The organism is Nostoc sp. JL33 (assembly GCF_017114985.1).
Taxonomy (GTDB): domain Bacteria; phylum Cyanobacteriota; class Cyanobacteriia; order Cyanobacteriales; family Nostocaceae; genus Nostoc.
Genome location: NZ_JABXKP010000052.1, coordinates 1 through 24124, shown reverse-complemented (window position 1 = coordinate 24124; position 24124 = coordinate 1). Strand labels below are relative to the sequence as shown.

Genomic DNA, 24124 nt, shown 5'->3' with positions numbered 1-24124 from the left:
AGAACGATGCTAAAACCCTCTTCCCTCCTGCCTGATTAAGATTCCTGTTTTGTATGCTGGCCCCAAGGTTCACGAGCGAAGATTCGACGTACCATTGGCTCAAAGAAAGTCAGAGGCAAAGTATCATAGTTTGGATCAAATGATTCTTGATCCCACTTATGGCAGAACTCAGCAGTGCGCTCAAAGTAAGGATGACCTCGAAACTTTTCTCTAGCATGGCGATCGCCTCCTGTATGATGCCAGAAATAATAGCCTTGAAAAATCCCATGATGTTCAATTATCCAATGGGTAGCTGGACTCACATAAGGTTTGAGGATGGCTGCTGCTAGCTCTGCGTGATTTACGGGTGCTAGTAAATCTCCAATATCGTGCAGTAATGCAGCCACCACGACATCTTCTTGTGCCTCATCCCGAAAAGCCCGTGTTGCCGTTTGTAGCGAATGCTGATAGCGATCGATCAGATTTCCTGGATAATTCTCTTGTAAGCCAACTAAAAGTGTCAGTGCGCGATCGGCAACCTGATTCAACCGAGGCTTAGAGTGTTCCTCTAACAGCAGATAATCCTCTTTTGTTCCATCTGCCATTCGTGTATAGGTGGCAATATGCCTTTTTGTAGATGATGACATTACATTACTCCCGATCTCAAAATTCTCTGTTTATTCAATGTGAGTTATTTTTTCCAACTCAGTTAAGTTATCTGGGTTAGATTTTGCGATCGTTACCCAACCTATAAACTAATGGTATGACAGTAAACAAGGCAGTTGGCACATAGAGTCAAAGACAGTTACTCCAAATGACTCTAGTAAAGTAGCCTCACTCTGATTGGTGTACCCTAAAACTCTCATACTAGCGGCAACACCTGCACGCACTCCCAAAACACTATCTTCTACAACAGTGCAAAACGAAGGTTGAACTCCGATATTTTTAGCTGCATATAAGAATAAGTCAGGTGCTGGCTTCCAGCTTCCAATTTCATAGGAGCTAAAGATACGTCCTTCAAATCGAGGTAGTAAGTTAGTGACACGTAGAGCTAACTTAATTTTTTCCAGTGGCCCACTAGAAGCAACGCAGATAGGTAGATTAATTTTGTCTAAAGCTGCCTCTATTCCTTCCACAGGAAGCAGTTCATGCTCAAATACTTCGGCAGTGCGGGCACGAAGCTGAGTCACAAAATCTGGCGGCAATTTCTGCTCAAGCCTTTGCTCAATGACAGCAACACAATCAGCCATTTTGCAACCCTTGAATAATAAAATGGCTTCTTCAAGCTCCAACGCGAGTCCGAATTCTGCGACAAATTGGACAAGAACGCGATTGCCTAATGTCTCGCTGTCTACTAACACTCCGTCACAGTCAAAAATAACCAGTTCTGTTCGCACTCGTATTATTGATTCTTGGTCAACTACGGATTTATCACAAACATTGCCACTAATACCATTCCAAATTTAAACCGCCGATAAACTCAGATGATTTTAGATAATTATCTGCGGACATCGGCAGTTTAAAATCTCAAGCTAGCGATGCCCTATGATGAAATGAGGTTTGTAGGGTTCCTCTAAGAATTTGCGCTCTTCATCGGAAAGCTGCAAATCCACAGCTTCCACGGCTTCTTTGAGATGCTCTATTTTACTAGCACCAACAATCGGAGCCGTCACACCCGGTTGATGCAATAGCCAAGCTAGGGCGATTTGCGTTGGTTTAACACCGCGTTTTTGGGCTAATTCTACGACGCGATCGACTACTTGAAAATCCGAATCTTGATAGTAGCGACTATGACCCAATTCGTCAGTTTTTGCCCGTACAGTTTCCCCAAAGCCTTCTTTTTTACGATTCCCCGCTAGAAAACCTCGTGCTAAAGGACTCCAGGGAATAATCCCAATCCCTTGATCTAGAGATAGGGGTATTATCTCTCGCTCTTCTTCCCGATAAACCAAGTTGTAGTGGTTTTGGATAGATACAAAGCGAGTCCAACCGTGTTTGTCAGCTAGATAAAGGGCTTTAGCAAACTGCCATGCGTAAACACTTGAGATTCCCAGGTAACGAACTTTACCTGATTTCACTAGATCATGCAGTGCCTCTAGGGTTTCCTCAATTGGTGTCTCGTAGTCCCAACGATGAATTTGGTACAAATCGACGTAATCTGTTTGTAGCCGCCGTAATGAAGCATCTATGCTATCAAAAATGTGCTTGCGAGATAGTCCGCGATCGTTGGGCCCATCACCGACTTTATTGAAGACTTTGGTAGCAATGACAACTTGATCTCTTTTGGCAAAGTCTTTAAGCGCCCGTCCCAGGATTTCTTCACTGACACCCAAAGAATATACATCGGCTGTGTCAAAAAAATTAATTCCCAACTCCAAAGCCAGTTTAATGAATGGACGACTTTCTTCTTCTTCTAATACCCATTCATGCCATTTGCGAGAGCCATACGTCATAGCGCCTAAAGCGAGGCGCGATACTTTTAGTCCACTTTTACCAAGATTTACATATGTCATAAGTTTTTAGGAATTGGGAATTAGTGATTGGGGATTAGGGATTGGAAACAGGCAGGGGGAAAACTCTTGCCTCTTCCCCAGTCCCCAGTACGAGATATTGCTATGAACGATTGGCGGAGGCGGTTGGATACTGATGTCCTAAGATGGGATGAGGTGTGTAAGGTTCTTCAAGGAATTTGCGTTCTTCATCGGAAAGCTGCAAATCCACAGCTTCCACTGCTTCTTTGAGATGCTCTATCTTACTAGCACCAACAATTGGAGCCGTCACACCCGGTTGATGCAACAACCAAGCTAGGGCGATTTGTGTTGGTTTAACACCGCGTTTTTGGGCTAATTCTACGACGCGATCAACTATTTGGAAATCCGAATCTTGATAGTAGAGATTGTGGGCAAATTCATCGGTTTTAGCGCGTAGTGTCTCGCCATAGCTTTCCTTGCTGCGATTCCCCGCCAGAAAACCCCGCGCCAGAGGACTCCAAGGAATAATCCCAATTCCTTGATCTAGAGATAAGGGTATCACCTCTCTCTCTTCTTCTCGATAAACCAAGTTGTAATGGTTTTGAATAGATATAAAGCGAGTCCAGCCGTGTTTGTCAGCCGTGTAAAGAGCTTTGGCGAACTGCCATGCGTAAACACTTGAGATTCCTAAGTAACGAACTTTACCTGATTTCACTACATCATGCAGCGCCTCTAGAGTTTCCTCAATTGGTGTTTCGTAGTCCCAACGGTGAATTTGGTACAAATCGACGTAATCAGTTTGTAGCCTTCGTAATGAGGCATCAATGCTGTCAAAAATATGTTTGCGAGACAGTCCGCGATCGTTGGGGCCATCACCGATTTTACTAAAGACTTTGGTAGCAATGACGACTTGATCTCTTTTTGCAAAATCCTTCAGTGCCCGTCCCAGGATTTCTTCGCTGGCACCTAAAGAGTAAACATCGGCGGTGTCAAAGAAGTTTATCCCCAATTCCAAAGCTAGTTTAATAAACGGGCGACTCTCTTCTTCTTCCAGCACCCATTCTCGCAATTTACGAGAACCATAAGTCATAGTACCCAGAGCTAGGCGTGATACTTTCAGTCCACTTTTTCCGAGATTTACGTATGTCGTCATACTGTTTGCTCCACTTTTTGATAACGTTGTGAAAGTTCTAAAGCAAGTTGAGAGGCTTGATGTGCTTCATCGATGTGTCCTAGCTGGCTGTAAGTATTAGCTAATTCCCTTTGTATCGCTGGAATATTGCCACGGGCAGCATTGCGCTTTTCTAAGACATTCAAGGCTTTGTGATACTGCCGATCGCGAATCAGTGCATCAAGATAAATTTGCTCAAATAAATCTCGTTGAGCATGAGATCCACCTGTGGAGTACAAATCGGGTAACACTGGCTCTAGTTGAGCGATCGCACTCTTCCAATCCCCACGAGCATAAGCAATCATCCCCCTAGCAGCTGGTACTCCTACCTCTACCCAAGTACGCCGCGCATAGGGTAAAACTTTCTCTGCATGAGTTTGCATACTCTCTAACATCTGTGCCGCCCAGTCATCTTTACCGCCCCGCGCGAGTGCATAGATATATTGCAAATCCAGGAAGGCGAGGACGTGTTCGTGTAGCCGTGGTTGCAGGTAAGCAGCAAGTTCCTGCCAGCGCGAACCGACATCTACACCGCGTAACTCCAGTCGTAGCAATAATGCGATCGCGTTAATCTGCTCACGTCCATTGTCTTTTTTGGCACGTCCCCAAATGCGGGTGTCATATATTTCTAGTACTTTGGCAAAATTTTCAATATCCAGGTAGTAAAGGGATGTATGCCACCAAAGGTGTCCATAAAAAACCGAGCTACCATATTCCCAAGTATCGCTAAGGCTCTCCATTAAGGTAATTCCCTCTTCTAAGCGTCCTTGAGTTTCTAATACATGAGCAACGGCGTGGTGTGCCCAACGGTTATCTCGTTTCAGGGCGATCGCAATTCGGCCATAGTCTTCTGCTTCTTTTAAACGATGACACTCTTCTAGCCCGAAGGCCAGCATCCCGTACATATACGGGTTGTCACGATTGGCGGCGAAAACTTTTTCGGCAATCCGCAGCATTCCCTGACTGTTACCGGAATTTCTATAGTGGTATTGGGCCAGATGCACTGAGGCTAAATCGCGGGGAAAGGCAATGGCGATTGCTTCATGATGAGCGATCGCTTGAGCAATATCTCGGTTTGCCCATGCTTCAATTGCGGCAACATAAAGTTTTTCGCGATCGTTGGCTCTTTTCAGGTAAGATTTCGCCGCATTCAGATAAGATGTCGCCTGGGTTAAGGCAACACCACCAGCAAACAAATAAAAGGCGGCAACTTGAGCATTAGCGATCGCACAAGTCGGATCAGCTTCAACTGCTTTGAGAATGACTTGGGCATTGTTACCAACGCACAGTAATTGATCGACAAAGCTATTGATCGCATCTACGACTGCTGATGAATCGGTAGTAATTTCGAGTCCAGATAAATCTTTTACCATTGATTTTCCCAGAGCATTGCACAGCTACAAGGATTACTTTGCAAAAGCTAAGTTATAAACTACTGTATCTTAATCGTGTAACCGGAGATAATAATTATTAGATTAAGTCCTGTCGGATAAAGAATGCTGTGATGGCGATCGCTTTTCTCAAAATTAAGCAGTTTAAAAGCTGCGATCGCCTCTGAAAACGCCAAGAGACACAACTACTTTTGTTGGTATTAGTTTTTTCCAGAAGTTATTTTTTCACCTTCGTAAGCCAGAGCCTTGTCACCTGCTTGGGCAAAAGCCTGGGCGAGTTGAATCAGCTGTTGTCGCTCTTGATCATCAACAATACCAGCCGGAGGAGGCATCCGTTTCTCTTTGATTTGGCGCACAGTTTCATGCCGTAAAGAGAGTGCCTGATTGGGATAACTCAGGATTAATAGGGGATTCTGCTTGCTGGCGTTGTCAGGACTGTGGCAGACAACACAAGCATTCTGCCGCAGCTTGGCCTCAAATGCACGATAAGCAGCATCAACTTTGGCGACGTGTGGGTTCGATGGAGAAAATAAACGGGTATAGAGTGTCACATAGGGCTGCTTGCCATGAGCATCAGTCCAAATCCACTTACCGTCCCATGCATGGTTTACCTTCGGGCGTTGTCGATCAACCACAGCTGAACGCAGCGCTCCTTTAAGCTTTCCTTGCTCCAGAAACACAAGTAATTCAGTACTTTGCTGGTAGGAATCCCACTTTTTCGATGAGTGCCAGAACGGATAAGGATAAGCACCAATATCAAACTGGTTGCGGAACTGAATAGGAAGGTGGATGACAATTAAGTTGTTTACCTGTTCAATCTGGGGTTCACCTTTGAACATAAAGGTAGCCAGGTAAATGCGACGCCAAACAAATGGGTCAAATTCAGTTGTTTGACTATCTTTGATATTATAGTTGCCAACTTTACTTTGAGCGCCCCATAAAAATGGTGCGTTCATAGTGTCGCGGAGGGTTTTTAGCTTAAAGAGTTTTTGGGCGCATGAGTCGTAGGCAGCTAAATTTTTAACATCTGTGACAATGGGACAAGCAGCAATAATTTCTTTGCCTACTTTTTTCGCTAGTTCTATCTCCTGTGATGTTTCTAGTGCTGATACTGTACTTTTTGCGTTAGGCGGTTGTGGTGCGTAGATGAAGAGCGCAATCGCTAAAACTATGCCTAAGAGTAGAAAGTGCGTAGGCGCAGCCCCCCGCACGCATCGCAAGTAAAATTTCCGAAGATTAGGCATGATATAACCACTTCAAATGGTGATTCTTGTACCATTAAATTTTGTGAACGTGAAACCTTCAAATTTTTCGCGGAACGTTAGCTTTTCATCCTTAAGAATGCTGATGGCGATCGCTTCGCCAAGGGCCAACGACGCTGCTGCATCTGTGCGCCAGTGAATCCCAGCACTATCACGACCCAAGCCAATATTTGCCGCCAGTTTGTTCAATTCGCCGCCCACGGTCAGCAGTGGGCCTTGATAGGGAATCAACTGGGTGGGATCTTTGGGATTGGGTACCACCGGATTCGGAATCACATAATTCTCATCAAATAGTGCTTTCAAAATCGTGACACTGGCACCTGCGGACACCGAAGCGCCCCCTGGATAAGAAGAGTGGAATGGTGCCCCTTCAGGAAAAGCTTGCGGTAGCAGATAGGATTTGTTTTTGCTGAAGAAGCGATCAAGTGCTTCTGACTGGAAAACATCGGGGTGAATCGGATAGTTTGTTTTATTCACCTTGTTGTTGTGAACCAACCCACCATAAGCCTCTGCTCGCAGACGACGGTGAACATAGTACTTCTGCCAATAAGCGGCTCTGATTGCATGTGGACTAACCCAAGCGATGATAGATTGTGAATACCCTGGACCAAATGTCGCAGAACCACTCGCTTGGGTCTTCGAGTTGTTATAAGGATTACCGGGATTGTAAGGTGAGCCAACGCCACCAGCTAGGAAGTTATCAAGGGCTGGCTTGGCGAGTAGAATTAGAGCAGCATTTGTATAGACGGGTGGTGGCGTGTGGGCAATCTCTGACTGGTCGCGCCCGTTGATAAAGTAGCGAGGGGTTGAGTCAAACTTAATCGTTCGACCAGAATCGCCACCATTTTGCACCAGCAACCACTCGTTATAGTTGGTTTGAAAACTGTTTTCGGGAATAGCTAAGGGAACACGGTTAAGCTGAAGATAACTTTGTGTTCCTGCGGGCACAGGACGCAGTAAAAACTGGGAGACGTATGGCCCCACATCTACCCCTGGTAACGTGTGGTAACTCGTTGCACCAGAGGCATTAACGTAAATCGCGGTGCCTCGAAATAGGAGTTCGGGTGTAACCTGTCCGTTCTGTTTAGGCCCTTTGAATGCTGACAACCGATTCAGATCCTGAACTGCTGCCACAATCAGCGGGTTAGTTGTATTATTGCGGAACTCGCTAAAGGGTATATCCTGCAACAGCTGTTGCCAAGCAATTTCGAGGAATTCAGCCGCCTGCTCTGCACTATCGAGGGTAGGTGGCACTGGAATTGTCAATTGGCTCGGATTCAGCCCACTCAAGCTAACCGCTAATGGACCGAGCGGTTGTACCAGCTTCCGTTTGCCACCCAGGATGATCTTTTCATACTCATTAGGATCATCGGAGTTCAACGCATTAATAAAAGATTGATAAGCCTTCAGATCCACTTCGCCCAGCTTGTTATGGGGTAATCCTCGTGTATCCGTCGCAATTTTGTTAGCATACTTCGCCTCATCCCCGTTGGTCGGATGCGGCGGAATCGGAATACTCTGTTCAAGTCTGGCTGCTTCAACACGTACTCGATAAGCTTTATTAACAAAGCTGTAGTAGTTGAACCCTCGATTATACCGCCTGTTGATGTCTTGGGCTTGTACAACATCTCCTCCCTTTTTTGAGGAGAAAGGTGAACCTAAAACGCCTGCAACAACGCTAGCGGCACTAAACAAACCAGCGCGACCGAGAAATGAGCGTCTACTGGCGTGACTACCAAAAAAACGTTTGCTAGCTACACGGGGTTGTTTCAGTTTATCTATTTCGTTATTAGCCTGAGCATCTTGCTCGGAACCTTGATCAGAATTAGGATCTGCTTGCATAAGATATTCTCCACTGGCAAAAAATAATCTAAAAATCTAGTCATGAGTGAGTACATGAGCAGCTAAAAGCTAGAACAACTTTGCGCCACACACGGGACACCCACCTCCAGAGAAACAGGGTAATCTCACCGGATTTAGGATGAAATTTGCGTAGGCGTAGCCCGTCGGAGACATCGCTCTACTGGAAGCTAACTTGCACAGGAGGTGATTCTCCTGAAAGTCATGTAAGTATTTAGTGCTGGTATGATGCCTTGCTCACATGGCTGTTATGCTTCTGTAGTTGTAATCAGGCTGATAGCATCTTGCTGCGGTTAAAGCACAGCTAAAACCACCGCTTACTTTCACTCAAGCTATAAAATACGGTAAGTTTATCGAATTACCGTATTTTATAGATGTTAAATCAGAGTCTCACAACTTGTGATGAAAATCAAGAGGTTTTTAAAATAAACTTACCAACAGGGTGAAAGCCCTGAAGGAAAAGGCGCACACCGTCGTATTCCCTGCTTGAGATGGGGATGAAACGCGAGGCGGTGGATTTTGATCAAGTATCAAAGGCGGTTTTTATTGAAAAGTGAAGTTGAGAGAATTAGGCGACGCCGATAGCGTCACGCAAAGCGAGTCCGCGTACTCCTGCGGAGGACAAGCTACGCGCAGCGTCTCGTAGACATCGCTTCCAGATAAGCTGAAAAACATCTAAATTGCATAACCTAATTAAACCTAACTCTTGTGGGGTGGGCCGAAAAGCCCGCCCTAATGGGAGCAAGTTAAATGTGGAACAGCTTAACATAAAATAGAAGCTACACACTACAGTTGATACCTTGATCATTTAGCCTTTATTTGACTGGGGAAGTAAGCCCAATTCTACGTAAATGGGATGCACTATTTTTCTTATCTGGGGCAGTTGTCTACTAAAAAAATATGCTCCTAAAATGCAACAAATACCGCCAAATAATAAAGCATTGGTAACACCAAGATGGCCTGCTAATGCTCCGAAAAATAAATTACCAAAAGGTAGTATTCCTAAAAAACCAGTTGTAAATATACTAGTTACTCTACCTCTTTTATTTTCATCAAGAAGAATTGATTGCATAAAATTGTTAATTGAAGCCAAAGTTAGACTATTATTCATGCCGATGATAAACATGAATACTAGACAAATCTCTAAATTGGTTGAGCGAGAAAAAACTATTAAACCTAAACCTAGAATTGCGGCAGAACTTGCTATAATTTTTCCCAATCCTATGACATTTTTTCTGGAAATGAGATAAATACCTGAAACTATAGAACCAAGTGCCGAAGCTGTCATTAAAAATCCCATAGTTTCAGCGTTACCTTTCAAAATTTCTTGAGCAAAAATGGGCACTAAATTCACATGAGTCATTCCCATAAAACAGATAATGATTTGGAGTACTAATAAATATTTAATTGGCAAAAATTCGTATGCGTAAACAAACCCTTCTTTGAGGTTTTGCCAAATTTCTGATTTTGGAGTAGATGAATTATTTATAAGTGGGTTTACTTTGACAGTTAAGATTGCAGATACAAAAGGTAGATAACTAATACTATCTACTAAAAAACAGGAAGCTGTGCCAGACCTAGCAATTAGTAAACCCCCAATCATCGGACTAACAAACTTCGCTGTATTAATCAAGAAGGAATGGGAAGCCATCGCGCTATAAGTATCTGATTTCTTATCCAAAAGTCTAGGAATAATTACCTGACGTGCTGGCAGATCGAAAGCTTTTACCGTTCCCTGAAGCGTACCGATGATAATAATCCATGCAACGTTAATGTTACCACTAAGAGTTAGAAAAGTTAAAGTAGAAGATAGCAGAATAGATACTAGCTGAGTAGTTAATAGGACATATCGTAAGTTCCAGCGATCTAGCAAGACCCCTACCAAAGGTGTAATAATCAAGCCCATAGCTTGATTTGTAAATCCAGCCACACCTACTAATACAGCCGAATTAGTTAATTGATAAACTAGCCATACCAAAGCAATTTGAGTCATCCAAGACCCAAAAAAAGATAAGCTTTCTCCGATAACGAAACAAGAAAAATTCACGGATTTAAGGGCAGATGGAAGTTCAAAATCAACAAATTTTACTTTGTCTTTTTGGAACTTTTCTCTATTACTTGGTAGCATAAGCATTTCCCTATTTAAAAATTGTTGCAGCCCTGTCTTATCAAAATAGACTTCATTTAAAAATATGAATTACTGGTTCGTACTGAGCGATTTAATGCTCAATTTCAAGGGCTAGAGCCGCTTACTACGAACTTTTGTAACCTCTCAACATTCCTGAGTGTTAGCAATGCTTAATGTTAGCGATACAGAAAGTTTGTGCGCTTACTATTAAAACAAAAAAATAGCCCTACTATAACTAGAGTAGGTATAATACCATGTTTGGTGGAATACCCACAATTATTGCAAATCAAGCACAACCCTTACCGCCAAGCAGCAAGGGTTTGAGGTGGTTGATGCTCAATTAAACACAGGTGACATCACAGCCAAGCTCGGTCGTATTGAACAGGCCAGAGTTTATCGTGTCCCAACTGTTTGGCTGCAAGATGTGGCCAGTAAGGATTGCGGAGTAGTTCACGTCCCAACAGCACTATATCAGCTACTTCTGTACGAATAATCTCGTCAGCTTGTTCAGGGGATGTAATTAAGCCTACCGCTCCTGTATGGATATTGGCTTCGCGGCGGATGCGTTCGGCAAACTCAGTCTGATAACCAGTTTTAATTGGTATATTAATGCCGGGTATAATTCCCCCCGATGAAGTGTCGATGAGATCAACTCCTAGAGACTTAAGTTTGTCGCTTAAAGCGATACTTTGCTCGATGTCCCAACCCTTATCTACCCAATCGGTGGCGGAGATGCGTACCCAGAGTGGATGTGTCTGAGGCCAAACCTCTCGGACTGCTTGAACAACTTCTCTAAGCAAACGAGTCCGGTTTTCAAAGCTGCCACCATAATCATCTTGCCGTTGGTTAGAAAGGGGTGAGAGAAATTGGTGCAGTAGATAACCGTGGGCAGCATGAATTTCCACTACGTTGAAACCAGCTTGCAGAGAGCGTTTAGCAGCTTCGACAAAGGCGTTAATAACTTGTTGAATTCCCTCAACACTGAGAGCTTCAGGAACTGGGCTATCTTTGCTAAAAGCGATCGCGCTACTCGAAACCAAAGGACGCCAACCTTCCTGAGATTCATCCAGTACTTTCCCTCCCTTGCTGGGTTTGGCAGTGCTGGCTTTTCTGCCTGCATGAGCAAGTTGAATACCTGCAACAGCACCAAAGTTATGAATCAATGCCACAGTTTTGGCCAAAGTTTCTATGTGTGCATCTGACCAGATTCCTAAATCTTGCGGGCTAATGCGTCCGCCAGGTTCTACAGCTGCTGCTTCTGTTAGCACTATACCTGCACCGCCAACTGCGCGAGAAGCTAGATGAATAACGTGCCAATCATTAGCATATCCATTTGTACTGGAATATTGACACATCGGTGAAACGGCGATGCGGTTGCGAAAGGTAACTTCACGAATCTTGAATGGTTCAAACAGATGTGCCATTAGTATTGATTCCTTCTCTTGCTAGGTAAAAGAAATTGGGGACGGATTTGCACAATGAACTCAAATTTGCATTAAACGGCTGTAGATTTTCTCTTACGTACACTCAAATGAGCGATAAACGCCACAGCCAACAAAAAAATCCCAAGGCACAAACGCCGTTCCACTGCCACAATTCCCAGGTATAAGTACTAAGAAAATAGCCGAGTGCGCCGCCAGTGTAGTTTGTAACTATATACACGGTATTCAAATAGCTCTCAGCATTTGGAACTAATACCAATTCTGTATGAAGATGCGCTAAACCATATTTAAGTACAAGAAAGAAAAACGAACCGCGTACTCCTGCGGAGGACAAGCTACGCGTAGCGTCTCTAAGAGTTGGACGCGTTCGCGTAGCGTCTCGTAGAGAAGAAAGAAAGGAAGAAAGAAGTTAAAAGGGTTTGGCGCAGCTTTACAAAGAAATGGTATAAGTTGTAGACGCGGATTTGGTTTGAATGGAATAGTAGCTTAAATACTTGTTGAATGACTAGAGTCTTGATCAAGATTTGGATGAATATGCTGATTATCAGGCTCTTGGCTCTGTAATTCCCAGATATCGCGTTTTCCTAGTTCTTGATCCATTAATAACTCTAGATGATCTGGTAATTTAGTTGTTTGCCAAATTGACCAAATTTCTCCGCAAAATAATTCTTTTTCCATTTTTCCGAAATACATGGCTTTATTCTCGACTAATGTGACAATTTAAGTTTAGTAACTCCTAATTTATGAAGGATGAAGTAGCAAAATTTTCATTCTTCATTCTTTCGCTGTCTTTAAAATACAGGTACTATTCGCCCCTGATACTGCTTGTTAATAAAATCTCTCACTTGGGGAGCGTTAAGCAGCTTGTTCAGCTTCTGAATTTTCGGCTCATTTTCTCAACCCTGTAATGGGACTAATCCCAAAGCATACTTATTATCTTTAGCTGTTTCCTGTCCCATAGATTGCGGTGTTATTTATGCTAGAGCAATCTGAGCCGAGGAAACAATAAAGTCTACATTATTAATATCTCGAACTACTTGGACTCCTTCTACTTCCTTGATTCGCAAGTTTTTGGGATTCTCGGTTATGTCTGTCTGATTTAGAAATTCCTTGGTATTTTCCTTTAGTTTGATTAAGCCATTGCTTGCCAGTACCCTGAGTCTTCGGTCATTATTAATCACATCATTAGTAATTGTGACAGCAGCATTATGGGAAACCTCATTCACAGATTTTAGGCTTTTTGAGAAAAGACCGAGTGTGCTTAAGGAAACTAAATTTAATCGTACTAAATTGATTTTGAGTTCCTTGAGAGCATTATTCATGAAAGGTCGATGTTGAAAAAAATTGGCATCGATTACTTTGTCTGTTAAAGCCGTATTCCGTTGTATCCAGTCATTAAAAGTAACAACTTTTACTTCTAAGCCTTCCTGGGGTGCCAGCTTGGTATTTACAAACTTCAAAATATCTTCAGATATGATTCCCGTCAGTCCGACTTGAATAACTATTAAATATTTTGTTTGAGTATATATAGTGACCAGCAAGGAGTATCACCTAATTTTTAGCTTGAAGCGTTTATGTTTGCAGTTAATTACAATTTCTAGAGGGGTTTAATCTATTTGCACCACCAATTAGCGATCGCGATCCGATGAACCGCTTTTTAGAAATATGCAAAGCATGGAAGACAGTTAGTCTATCAATAGTTTCAGTTTTAAATTCAATTGTCCAAGCCGGACGTGTAAGAATTGCAGTCATGGTTTTTCCCTGTGCGTGAGTTCTAAATGAAACAAGCATCTCAGTACTTTCTGGTTGAGGCAAAACGCCCACCCAAGAAGTAATTGAGTATTTTTTTATTTGTCAGTCCCTAACCCACCTAATTTGCTGCTCAATACTACGGCAAACCGAGCAATTTACCGTAGTATATAGTTATGAGGTTTACATAGATCGTGCTAAAAAACAAGAGGCTATTAAAATTTGTTGATATTACTCCTTAAGAAAATGCAGCCTGTGGCGAAAACTTTCTCAAAAAAAGAAAGGACAAGTATAACTCTTGTCCTCAATGGTTAAAATAACAGATTTGCGTCGAATAGGTTAGATAGAAGGGACTGGGTATTGGGTATTAGGAAAACTTTTTCCCAGCCCCCAGTCCCCAGTTCCTAATAAAATTAATTCTCTGTAGCCGTGGGGCCGTAAAATTGGAAGCGTCCAATGCCGAGAAATTGGCCAGTAGTTTTCTCACCAGAGGGAAAAGCCCTGACGCCAAATAAATAGACGCCATCATAAAAGGGATTGTAGTAAGTTTGCAGACCAATAGTAACCGTCTTACCTGGTGGTATGGGAGTGTCAAAGGTTACTGTGATCGTCTGCTGTTTGTCGTTACCTTTCACAGCTTTGAGTGCCAACTTTGAACCTTGGTGATTGCGTGTGCCTTCAAAGGCAAAAGTATCTTTCTGATTGAATTGAATATCTTCACTCCCCTCAATCTGGGTAAAGGTAACCTGTTGCAATGGTTCCCCAGCCGTCGCTGGCACTTCCAGAGTGAAGTAGTACTTGGTATTGGGAACACTTGTATTGCTGTATGGAGTGCTGGCACTAACTAAACGCGGTGGTTGAACAAAGGCGATCGTGCCATTGCTTAAGGTAACTGCATTGGCTACCGAATGAGGTTGTAAATATAGTCCAGTGCTAACAACAAATAGAGTACTAAAAAAACTAGTGACGTACTTCATAATGTTATATTTTTACCTCAATGAGCTTTGTCTAAGACTCAAATTATTGAGTCTTGCTTCAAATACCCCTAATTAAGTCTGAGCAAATGAATTAATACAGTCTCTCAAATTAGCAACTGTAGTGAATAGCGCCTATTTATTAGGCAGTTTTACTGTAATTCTAGCACGCGATTTAAAGCTGTACAGGAAGAAAAAACAGATATTTAAATTTAAATTTAACTAGTGATTTTGCCGGATTTTTTATTAGTAACTTTCCCCAAAAGTCGATGATTTTACTGGGCTTTGATTATATGTAAATACCTGTAGATCGATAAATTTGCCGTAGTATAAAGGTTTTCATACATCTATAATTTGATAGAATTGCCGTAGTTTAAATAGTAAATTATCTTAAAAATCGATAATTTTAGACGGCAGTAAATTTATCAGCTATATATGCCAATAATGTTAGTGAAGCCATCGCTTCCCTCGATCCAGGATCTGCTTGTAAAGTCATGGAGTTGCTAATTTAGCTAAATCGGGAAAGCGGAATTACAGTAGTGGCTTTTTTAGATCAGATTCAAATGGTGCGTCAATATTTTAACGGTGCAATCGCCAAGCTAAATGATGAAAAGGGAAAAAAAGCGCAAGAACATAGTCACATCATTCTCAATTACGAATTATTTAAAATTGGGAATATACCCTTTTGATAAAAAGAAGCAGCAAATATACATTGCTGCTAAACAAAGTTAGGTTTTCACCAATATTCGAGAAATTACCATTGTGAAAAACGGTGTTTTACTAAATTGTTGTAGAAATATCTGAAGTCATCAGAAACTTCTTCTCCAATCGAGGTTGGTAGTTAAGTTTTTTGATAAGAAGAAAGGCAGTTGCAAGAGGAAGAAACAAAGTAGGACTTACGCACTGTACAAATGCATCGCGATCCCAATTAACGATCTTGAGGAAGTTTTCAGGCTTTTCTTAATTATCCTGCGATGCCTACGGCGGTAAACTACGTAAATAGATCGTAAGGGCACAGCAATGCTGTGCCCTTACGAAAGATATGGTTTTTAACCTTGATTCATATTTGGTATTTCTTGTCAATGCGTAAGTCCTAGAAAGGTACAAACCAAGCCGTATTGTGGGCAAAAAGTTAGAAACATTCTTTCCCTTGATGCATAGCACGAGAAAAGATATGTCATTACTCAAATCTCTTCCCTAATGCAGCAATTTTTTTTGTTTACAGCAGTTTTCATTTATTTGAACTGCTACATTTGTTGTTGGGGCACAGCAATGTTGTACCCGTAGGGCTATTTACCTGACAATAGTTGTAAGTTCTTCTTTCGCTAAAGCCAATGCTTGATGAGCATTTTTAAACCTTGTTTCATCTGTAAAGTTACCACCAAAACACTTTAAATAAGCTTCCAGATACCGAATACGTAAGTGGGGATCAGCCGGATTCTCAAGAAAGGGGAGGTCAGCTTCAACCATAAACCGGATAGCCAACAAGGGGATAGGACTACGAAGTGGACGAAAGTTTGGGTTGTGCAGACCAGGAGTTTCATTACGTTCATGAAATTCTCCTAACATCAGTCCTGACTCAACAAACAAAGGTTTAAGTTTTTGTTGGACACTATCTATTAATTTAGAAGCTTCTTCTATATGGATGTCAGGAAAGATAAGTAAAAAAGCTTTATTGATTGCTAATTCCGGTTCTTTAACTTCCATCCCCAGAAAGATATCTCGGTAGCGTCCAACAATCTCTTCTACATCTTCTGGATACAAATCTTTTGCGCGAATAACTGCCAGACGAATACTGTTTGACTTGAGAGAGTGAGGTACAAAAGGGCAAACTACGCCGGGCCTTCCTAAGTTACGATGAGGCTTTCCTAAAAAAAATTTCACCCACTCCATAACTTTAATTAAGTAAGGAAGGTCTTGGTGTTGCTGGAGTTGTTCGATTTCAATAGTTGTATATAGTTGCATGAGCTTGAGTGAAATGGAATAATTGTTTAATTCGGAATCCCAAATTAGTTTCACAATATTATCTGCCGAAACTAATTATTATTTAAGTAAACAAAACAAGCCTTGATTTTTTTATTTTGGGTTTATCTGTGGCTTGTAGCAGATAAAAATGCTAAAGCATTTTTGTGAATTTAAATAAATTTACACTAAAAAATACACAAGCATATTTTCGCACCAAGGGACTTGTGTTGATTTATTTTTGGCATTTTAGCTAGAATACTTACGTATGTATGTATTGTCAAGCAAATGCTCCTACTTTTCTACACTCTTAAGCTTCTATTACTTTTAACAAAAATATTATAAAGTTTATGTCTAGATAGTTATGTTTAGTGTAAAAATTTAGTATTGCTTTAATAGTAAATATGGGTTAAATATCAAGTTAGTATATTTCTTTCAATAAAGTTTATATATAAATAGTTTTTTCTACTGTAAAAATTTAGTATTGCTTTAACAGTAAATATGAGTTTAGTATCAAGCTAGTATAATTTTTTGTAGGTAGGATAAGCATCTGGCGTGTGGGGTGCAATGACTGTGAAAATCATAATTAATTATCCAGATATGAGATGATCGAGGGTCGGTTTCCGACCCTCAGACAACTCTGGACAACGCACTGGCTACCTGACAAAAATATTTTTTTAATTGTCAGTCCCTTATTTATCAACAAATTCTTTCACCACTGCCATAGCATCAGGAGGAATCTGCGTAATTAGGCGAAATGGAAATGCCGCAGTCGAAGCAAACTGGGCATAATCTGATGTCAGAAAGATAGCGTAGTTTTTTGCTTCTGGAGTCATCTGTGCAGCAAAGGCCAAAGCTATAGCTTTAACGTACTTGCGAACATCAGCTGCTTGTTCACCCACAACTTCACCGCCACTAATCGGTGTATTCGGTTGTCCTATCTGATCCAAAGTCTGACTGGGGTCTTTTACACTCAGATGAGTACCCCCAACTATACCAACTAGCCATTTTGGGGATGGGATTTTGTTAAATCCGACAATCTGTTCAGTTAAAGCTGGGGTGGTTTTATCTGCGGAACTTGCTAACACTAGAGTAGGAACTTGCACCTTAGTTAACCCAGTTTCGCCAAACATCAGAGAAGTTGTAGGATTGAGAGCGATCGCCTGTTTTATTCTAGTATCCCGTAGTTGATAGGTATTCTCTGGTAGCTTTTGAGCGATGCACTGCATAACTTCTCCCTCACTGAAGATAGTCAAGTTCTTTTTACAGCGTTGTTTGAGTCTTTCCAGTTGTAACTCCGCTCCAGCAACTTCTAAAGCTGTACCACCACCAAAAGAATGGCCAATCACCATCGCGTTATTCGTTGCAAGTTTCCCTTGCAGGGGATTATTAGCCGTTTGGTTGAGCTTTTCTAATTCGTCGAGGACAAAACTAATATCTTGAGGGCGATCCAAAAACTCCTGAGGCTTCATAACACTGGTTTTGCCTTGTAATGCTGAGTTAGTATTTGCCTGGTTACTACCAGGATGTTCTAAAGCTGCTACTACATAACCGTGGGATGCTAAATGTTCTGCCAGGTAATGCAAGTCCGTGCGGACTGACGAGAAGCCGTGAGAAAGCACAATTACGGGTTTGTTGGGAGTTGCAGCAGTTGACCAATAAATATCAACTGGAATTTTACGGTCGCGCTTTTGGTCATTCAGGCTTAAGTTGAGTATTTTTACTTGAGCGCTTCCTGGTTGGCTGGGATCAAAAGGGAAAGTAATCTGCGGTGTTTTGGGGTCGAGTTGGGGAGTGATGGCTAGCATAAATTGCTGGGTACGCCAAAAAGCTGTATTCAAACTCCCTGCAACTATAAAAGCCTGTGGCAAATCAATTTCTAAGCGTTTGCTCGGATAAGCGGCGATAAAACTTAGTATAGAAAGACCCTGCGGTGCAGTAGAGCCTAATACCAATCCTGCTCTCAGCGCTTGTACTCCAGCTTTGTCCTTTCGGGCTAAAGCCGTAGCGAAGTCATTGAGAATGCTGGTACCAATTTGAGTATTAACTAACTTATTAACGGTGACAACATTCATCGGTAAATTCACGCCCAGCGCCCCCAAGAAGAAGCGGCGTTGTTGTTCAGATAATCCTTTAGTGTAAGGCTGCAAACTCTCAGGTAATTCCCCTGTTTTTGCAGCCTTTTGCAACTCAGCAAGGGTGACGGATTCTGTAAATACACCCAAGCGCAAAACAACCGTGTCAGCCGCGATCGCCGAAGTACTTGCTCCCAACTGTGTAACTGCAATGCCTACGGCAAGGGCTTTGCCCAACGCGCCAAAGAAACCCGCAACTGTCTTAAGACTTCTCCAACTTCTTCGCATAAACTTTTATACCAATTGTTACTTACGGGAATATAACCAATATTTGTGTATTTGACTACCCCATTGATTGCCTAGAAATAAAAGCAGATTTTTTCCTGAACTTAATGGCGATGTCTACTTTAAGGGGCTGTGACGCTCTGATCTCCTCAAAGCATCTACTGATGCGAACAAAGATCATCAAAAGTAACGAATTGTAGAATTGATCACAGCTAAAAATTTGAGCAGAAATCAGTGTTAACAGTCACAAAAGCCCGATTGTTTCTCAGCTAGGTTTAATACTGTAACGAAGCTCTAGAAAAGGGTAAGCGATGCCTGCGGCGGTAAACTACGCATCTACAATCTGAACTTTTTGTGGGCTGATGTCTTGAGTGGAATTTTTTTTGGCAGCAAAGTTTAACCGACCGTTTAATATTTTGCCTTTGCCCTTTAGAACGTCTTGCAAAGGTATTGTCGGTGGATAGCCTTACTGTAGCTGCACTATCATTACCCATCAAATTCTCCCAGCCGCATCAACAATTTATCTTGGCTTTATGCATCGCAAACTCCGCTATATTTTGATTTTGCTGCTCTCCCTGAGTATTATTACATTGTGGTGGCCTGTGAATGATTCTGATTGCAATTCTGAGGCTTTTTTAGCATCAAAAACTACAAAATTTCAAGTACATGCTACTAAGGTTATTGTTCAGCCGTGGCGTGGTCGTCACCATGTATATGGAATCTTTATGATTCCTGATGAATATAAACAAGCTCCATTTTTTGTGTTAACAGTCCAAGGTGCTGGCAGTTACTGTTCAAAACAATTTGGTTATAAAAATAACTTTAATGGTATCTTTGCTGAACCAGGAACTTATCTGGTAAGGAAGCCCATTAGAACTCGAACAACTCTGCGGCTGATTCTCCAAGGTTTGTACTTTCAAATCAATGATAAAAACAATTGGACGTTGACTTTCCCCGAATCAAAAACTAGTACCGCTACGCAAAATTAGTCATTTCTTCTTTAATTACGAATTACTGTCTTCGTAGCGGGGCGTAGCCCATTACGAACTATTCGGTCAGCTTGGTGGTTGAGTTTCCAAAACCTCGTTTTTCTCTAACAAGGCAGTAGTAGTATTGACTACAATCTGTGCGGCTCCTGTGAAAAACGATCGCTCGATAGTCGCTGGAACATCGCTAGGTTTATGATAGTGCGGAGTACGTAAATTTGCGGTATCTGTCACCAGCACAGCGCCCACACCCTGATACCAAAATGGTGAATGGTCGCTGCGTAGGGTGTCTGGTGTCAGTAAACCTTTAAAAGGAATTGGTACTGTTAGGACTGGTGGCAGATTTGATTCTTTTTTATTCAGGGCGGTTGAGGGGATGTTCTGTGAGTTTTGAAAGGCATTCAGCAAAGGCAAATGTTCTGTATCACCGACTACTGCCAAAAAGTCGCCCTTCTCGCTAGGTGGGGTAACAGGCAATCCGACAGGGTATTTTTGACACCCAGCAGTGTAACATGCATAAGCTACCATATCCATAACGATCGCTCCGCCCAAGTTTTGCAAGCGTGCTGTCTTGCTAACGAAAGCCCGACTACCCAAAAGTCCTGCTTCCTCTTTGTCAAAAAAAGCTAGCTGTAACGTCCGTGGTGTGGGACGGGAACCAAGCAACCGCGCAACTTCCAGCACCACAGCTACACCACTGGCGTTATCATCAGCACCAGGGGATAAGGCAACAGTATCGTAATGCGCTGCTAGGAGAATTGCTTTAGCGGCTTTGTTAGTTCCTGGGCGTTCGGCAAAAATATTCACACCCTCAGAGAACTTTTCCAATTTGGGCTTCCAGCCTAACTTTCTCAGTTGAGTTGTGATATAAGTGCGAGTAAGCGATCGCTCTGTTGTTGTGTAACGCTGAAAATTCAACTTTTGGATATGGGTTAACAGCTTGTCAGTAGATACTTGCGGCGCACTGTTAACTTCTTTTAGCTTTGCCTGTGGTTGGGGTGTTTCCACTGGAATGCTTTCAACAATTGCTGGTGAGGGACGCTGTTCAAAAAACGTGCTACCTCTGCTACCCACCACGGCAACTGCCATCAGCGCCAACAGCATCAGCCAAATCCATTTTATCATGTAATTTATCCTTGGCTTCCTGATTTAGGGTAGCGCGAATCCCCAGTCAGGATGAATTAGATAGACATCTAACTATTACCAACTCAAATCATACTCATAACTGCTACTGCTGCTAGGACAAATGACGCATGACCGCGATGGGAATACAAGCCGATTGGTTGCCGATGCATGAAAAATAGTACTAGCCAGGATGTTACTCTGCATCAGTTTACGGCTGGTGTAGAGATGGTTCACTGTTATTTGTCAAAGCAATACGCTTGGGTTAAGCCCCAAATCCAATGCAAGAGACTAGCAATTGCAACGTCTCTACATACCTAAAATCAATACCAAAAATACTTAACTCAACTGTATTGGGCTATAATTCGCCTTCAATTTAAATTCATGGTTCAACAATACGAAATTCTACAAAAGGCATAGCTACCCAACCAGTCCAAACTTTTTCTAATACCTGTTCCTCTAACTGTCTTACTCCCCGTTCCATAAAGTGATATACAACTTGGAGTTGATATGATCCACCTGCATTAAGACCGATAAAATAATCAAAGGTATTTTTTCCAGTAAAGTAGTGACGATATTTATTGGAAATTGCAAGTTTCAGCTGATCATATTCCCAAAAAAGCATGCCATCTAAATCAAAAACTTCACTTTCTTTTGGTTGAACTAAATAATAATTTTGTCTTTCCGCTACATCACGTACTTGCTTAATAGGGTCGCTACCAAAACTAATTTCTTTACCGTCCTCACCGATTAAGGTTAATTTCAAAGAGCCTACTTGATAAAAACAAAGAGCAGTTGATAGATTGTTCATAATATGAATGCATAACTTTACATCTGTTCTAGTGCCAGTTTGTCTAGCAGGGATATTCAAGACAGATTTTTGCATTTCTACTTTAAACACAATGCCATCAACTTCGATAGCGTTATTATCAGTAGATAAGGGATGAACTAGACGTAGATTTACCCAGGATGTTGCCAATATTTTTGAACTAGTTTCTCTTGCAATTTTTTCGGTTATGATGTCTGATTTTGAGGCATATCTGGCTTGAAATTCAGTAGTCAAGATAAATCGAAGCTGATAAGTGTTTGCTTGAAGGTCATCGAAACACCAGAAGTAATTGAGGCCGGTAGAACCAAATACGTAGTTAGCAGGACTTGAAATTTTTAATTGTAGGGAGTTATTTTGCCAAAAAAGCTTTGCAGCCAGACGAAAACCAAAAGAAGATTCAGGTTTGATTTGCCACCATCCGACTTCTTCCCTGTGACTATATTCAAGCGATTTATTTAGTTGAGTATTAGTAATAATCTCTTCAGTCACTAGATTTTGTTGTATTATTCGTTCATCTAATGTCACAAGCTCTGGAACAAAGCTTTGGAATAAGTTGATATAAAAAGGTGTTGAACTATCGTTAATCACACTTACATATAATTGAATAGGAACATTAACTCCACTTTCTTTTTGTGGAATGGGATAGACACTTGTAGGAAAGAGTAATGGGTGAGGACGAGTAATTTCTATGCGTATGCCGTCTGTTTTAGAAGTATTTATATTATTCGGTTCACTTGATATCATATTGGCTATCTTCTCTAGTCTTTATATCTCTGCAAATAGCACTTATGATGTCGTTGAAGTTATAGGCTAGACTAAACGAAACTCTACTTTAGGTGTAGAGACTATCCCCATAAAAATACCTTCTATTAAGTTCATATTCATAGTTTCTCGGTCATATATCTCTGTTATTTTGTCTTTGTTATTATAGGTAAGCCGAATTTGATAGACACCCGCTTTAAGAGCATCAAAACTCCAATAACCCCCATCTCCGGCTTCGATGTTAAGAATAAATTGGTCGCGCTTTCGCCAATATAAAAAGGAGTATGGAAAGAAGTTGACATTTTCTCCTGGCATAACTAATGGAAAATCTGATTCTAATGGTCTTTTAGTACCACGTCGATAATACCCTTGCAAATGTAGTTGACCATCTGCTCCCAAAAGTTGGGGAATTATAGTAGCAAAAAAGCTAAAGCGGACTGCCGTGGGCGTATTATTAGTAATGCGAATCCCTAACTCCATACGAGTCTTAATACCGTGCTTTTTTTCTGGCAGTGTCAACACTCGTTCTGGCATCAAGGTTTCAAAGCGGATACCATCTACTTCTATTGCACTGTTATGATCCACGGGTTCAACAAGGCGGAGATTTACGAATTGAGTCGCTAATTGTACCGCACTTACTATTTCTCTCGTTTGTGGATCTGAGCTAGATTCACTGTTACCGACATTACCCCATATAAACCGAAGCTGATACTTTCCTAGTTGGAGACCATCAAAAAACCAGGATTTGTCAAGAAGACTAAAAATGATTGGTGAATATCTAGGGCTGTTAATAACTTGAAATTGCAGCCGATTATTTTGCCAAATGAGTCTTAGAGCCAGAGTAAAGGGTATGTGTAGTCCCGAATCGATTAAACGAGGATCAAATACTCTAGTCTCACTTCGCTTTAGCAATTGGGCTAAGTGTGATATGAACTGTCTCAACCAAATTCTAAAACCTGACTGGGGAGGTATGTTCTTTTGAAGTTCGTCAACAGGTTCATCTAAAATTATTTGCCCTTGTAATACTTGACCATCTGATGTCAAAAGCTCTGGAATTAAGGTTTGATTGGGGTTGAGATGACAAGGATTTGGCGTGTTATTGATTAGGTAAACCTTAATTTCCACAATTTCTACAGAGATACTGGAATCAGAGCGATTTTCCGGGATAGGTAACACTATAATATTAGGTTCCCAGATTCTTAAATGGATACCATCTCTTTCAAAAAAATTGCTTTCATTTGATTCAAAAGATGTCATGTTGCTTACCCTCTAAATTATCACCGTTTCAAATTGAATTCCATCTACTTGAACGGTATTGTCATTGTTTAATTCAAAATATGACATATAGGCTGCCCTCTCAACTTCTACTTTGCTACAGCTAATCAGAAAGTATTAAGATAAATATATTCTATTTTTTATTATGCTACAATCGAACACTTACTATATTGTTTAAACAATGATTTACTGAATTAATACATAATATTTGATTGAGAATTGATAAACTGCTTATGAAGTAAATGCACTTCGAAAAAGGTCAATTATTCAAATAATATAAAGTAGATATATACCCAAGCATTATGAACACATTAAACTTATTTAATAAATTGTTGATAACCTTCTTATACCAATTTGATATGAAGCTGCATATAATATAGAAAACAAGCTCGATAAACTAA

General features: G+C 41.3%; 21 protein-coding genes. 2 read left to right on the top strand and 19 right to left on the bottom strand.

The genetic code is table 11. The features are described from left to right. Positions 1-35: 35 nt before the first annotated feature. The 14 genes from HWQ23_RS13835 to HWQ23_RS13770 form a co-directional block, all read right to left on the bottom strand. Positions 36-626 carry an HD domain-containing protein gene (locus tag HWQ23_RS13835; protein WP_292829143.1) on the bottom strand — a complete coding sequence of 197 codons (591 nt, stop codon included), beginning with the start codon at positions 624-626 and terminating at the stop codon, positions 36-38. A gap of 108 nt (positions 627-734) precedes the next feature. Beyond that, entirely contained in the window at positions 735-1376 is a 642-nt protein-coding gene (locus HWQ23_RS13830; protein WP_292829141.1) for an HAD family hydrolase, read from the bottom strand. 135 nt (positions 1377-1511) lie between these two features. Next, the gene (locus HWQ23_RS13825) at positions 1512-2492 is read right to left on the bottom strand and encodes an aldo/keto reductase (RefSeq protein ID WP_292829139.1); all 981 of its coding nucleotides are present in this window, start codon (positions 2490-2492) and stop codon (positions 1512-1514) included. Positions 2493-2592: 100 nt separating this feature from the next. Beyond that, positions 2593-3603, bottom strand: coding sequence for an aldo/keto reductase (locus HWQ23_RS13820; protein WP_292829137.1), 1011 nt, complete (start codon positions 3601-3603; stop codon positions 2593-2595). After that, positions 3600-4994 (bottom strand): tetratricopeptide repeat protein, encoded by a 1395-nt coding sequence (locus tag HWQ23_RS13815; protein WP_292829135.1) that lies wholly within the window; start codon positions 4992-4994, stop codon positions 3600-3602. Before HWQ23_RS13815 ends, HWQ23_RS13820 begins: the two co-directional genes overlap by 4 nt. A gap of 59 nt (positions 4995-5053) precedes the next feature. Beyond that, positions 5054-5188, bottom strand: a complete 135-nt coding sequence (locus tag HWQ23_RS13810; protein ID WP_292829133.1) for a hypothetical protein — start codon at positions 5186-5188, stop codon at positions 5054-5056. Positions 5189-5212: 24 nt separating this feature from the next. Continuing rightward, positions 5213-6256: a hypothetical protein gene (locus tag HWQ23_RS13805; RefSeq protein ID WP_292829131.1), complete on the bottom strand. Its 1044-nt coding sequence runs from the start codon at positions 6254-6256 to the stop codon at positions 5213-5215. A 12-nt stretch (positions 6257-6268) separates the two neighbouring features. After that, a complete protein-coding gene (locus HWQ23_RS13800) occupies positions 6269-8116 on the bottom strand; it encodes a vanadium-dependent haloperoxidase (RefSeq protein WP_292829129.1) in 1848 nt (615 codons plus the stop codon). 826 nt (positions 8117-8942) lie between these two features. Next, complete coding sequence (locus HWQ23_RS13795) at positions 8943-10262, bottom strand: MFS transporter (protein WP_292829127.1); 1320 nt, start codon at positions 10260-10262, stop codon at positions 8943-8945. Positions 10263-10618: 356 nt separating this feature from the next. After that, complete coding sequence (gene namA, locus HWQ23_RS13790) at positions 10619-11686, bottom strand: NADPH dehydrogenase NamA (RefSeq protein WP_292829125.1); 1068 nt, start codon at positions 11684-11686, stop codon at positions 10619-10621. A gap of 504 nt (positions 11687-12190) precedes the next feature. Then, a complete protein-coding gene (locus tag HWQ23_RS13785) occupies positions 12191-12382 on the bottom strand; it encodes a hypothetical protein (RefSeq protein ID WP_292829123.1) in 192 nt (63 codons plus the stop codon). 296 nt (positions 12383-12678) lie between these two features. Then, positions 12679-13245 (bottom strand): MetQ/NlpA family ABC transporter substrate-binding protein, encoded by a 567-nt coding sequence (locus HWQ23_RS13780; RefSeq protein ID WP_365741374.1) that lies wholly within the window; start codon positions 13243-13245, stop codon positions 12679-12681. Positions 13246-13288: 43 nt separating this feature from the next. Continuing rightward, the gene (locus HWQ23_RS13775; protein ID WP_292829121.1) at positions 13289-13456 is read right to left on the bottom strand and encodes a hypothetical protein; all 168 of its coding nucleotides are present in this window, start codon (positions 13454-13456) and stop codon (positions 13289-13291) included. Between the two features lie 410 nt (positions 13457-13866). Beyond that, on the bottom strand, positions 13867-14430 hold the full coding sequence (locus HWQ23_RS13770; protein ID WP_292829119.1) for a DUF2808 domain-containing protein: 564 nt from the start codon (positions 14428-14430) through the stop codon (positions 13867-13869). A gap of 536 nt (positions 14431-14966) precedes the next feature. Between HWQ23_RS13770 and HWQ23_RS33665 the strand changes: the two genes are divergently transcribed. Next, complete coding sequence (locus HWQ23_RS33665; protein ID WP_375466539.1) at positions 14967-15116, top strand: hypothetical protein; 150 nt, start codon at positions 14967-14969, stop codon at positions 15114-15116. Between the two features lie 604 nt (positions 15117-15720). Here HWQ23_RS33665 and HWQ23_RS13755 read toward each other — a convergent pair. Next, positions 15721-16392, bottom strand: coding sequence for a DUF6875 domain-containing protein (locus HWQ23_RS13755; RefSeq protein WP_292829117.1), 672 nt, complete (start codon positions 16390-16392; stop codon positions 15721-15723). A gap of 689 nt (positions 16393-17081) precedes the next feature. Then, complete coding sequence (locus HWQ23_RS13750; RefSeq protein ID WP_292829115.1) at positions 17082-18752, bottom strand: alpha/beta hydrolase; 1671 nt, start codon at positions 18750-18752, stop codon at positions 17082-17084. Positions 18753-19282: 530 nt separating this feature from the next. On the opposite strand from HWQ23_RS13750, the gene HWQ23_RS13745 reads away from it, so the two are divergent. Then, positions 19283-19738 carry a hypothetical protein gene (locus HWQ23_RS13745; RefSeq protein WP_292829113.1) on the top strand — a complete coding sequence of 152 codons (456 nt, stop codon included), beginning with the start codon at positions 19283-19285 and terminating at the stop codon, positions 19736-19738. A gap of 66 nt (positions 19739-19804) precedes the next feature. Here the strand turns inward: HWQ23_RS13745 and HWQ23_RS13740 are convergent, their stop codons facing one another. The 3 genes from HWQ23_RS13740 to HWQ23_RS13730 all read right to left on the bottom strand — a co-directional run bounded on the left by HWQ23_RS13740 (position 19805) and on the right by HWQ23_RS13730 (position 23705). Further along, entirely contained in the window at positions 19805-20860 is a 1056-nt protein-coding gene (locus HWQ23_RS13740) for a M28 family peptidase (protein ID WP_292829111.1), read from the bottom strand. A gap of 379 nt (positions 20861-21239) precedes the next feature. After that, complete coding sequence (locus HWQ23_RS13735) at positions 21240-22430, bottom strand: hypothetical protein (protein WP_292829110.1); 1191 nt, start codon at positions 22428-22430, stop codon at positions 21240-21242. 66 nt (positions 22431-22496) lie between these two features. Continuing rightward, the gene (locus HWQ23_RS13730; RefSeq protein ID WP_292829109.1) at positions 22497-23705 is read right to left on the bottom strand and encodes a hypothetical protein; all 1209 of its coding nucleotides are present in this window, start codon (positions 23703-23705) and stop codon (positions 22497-22499) included. Between the last annotated feature and the right edge of the window lie 419 nt (positions 23706-24124).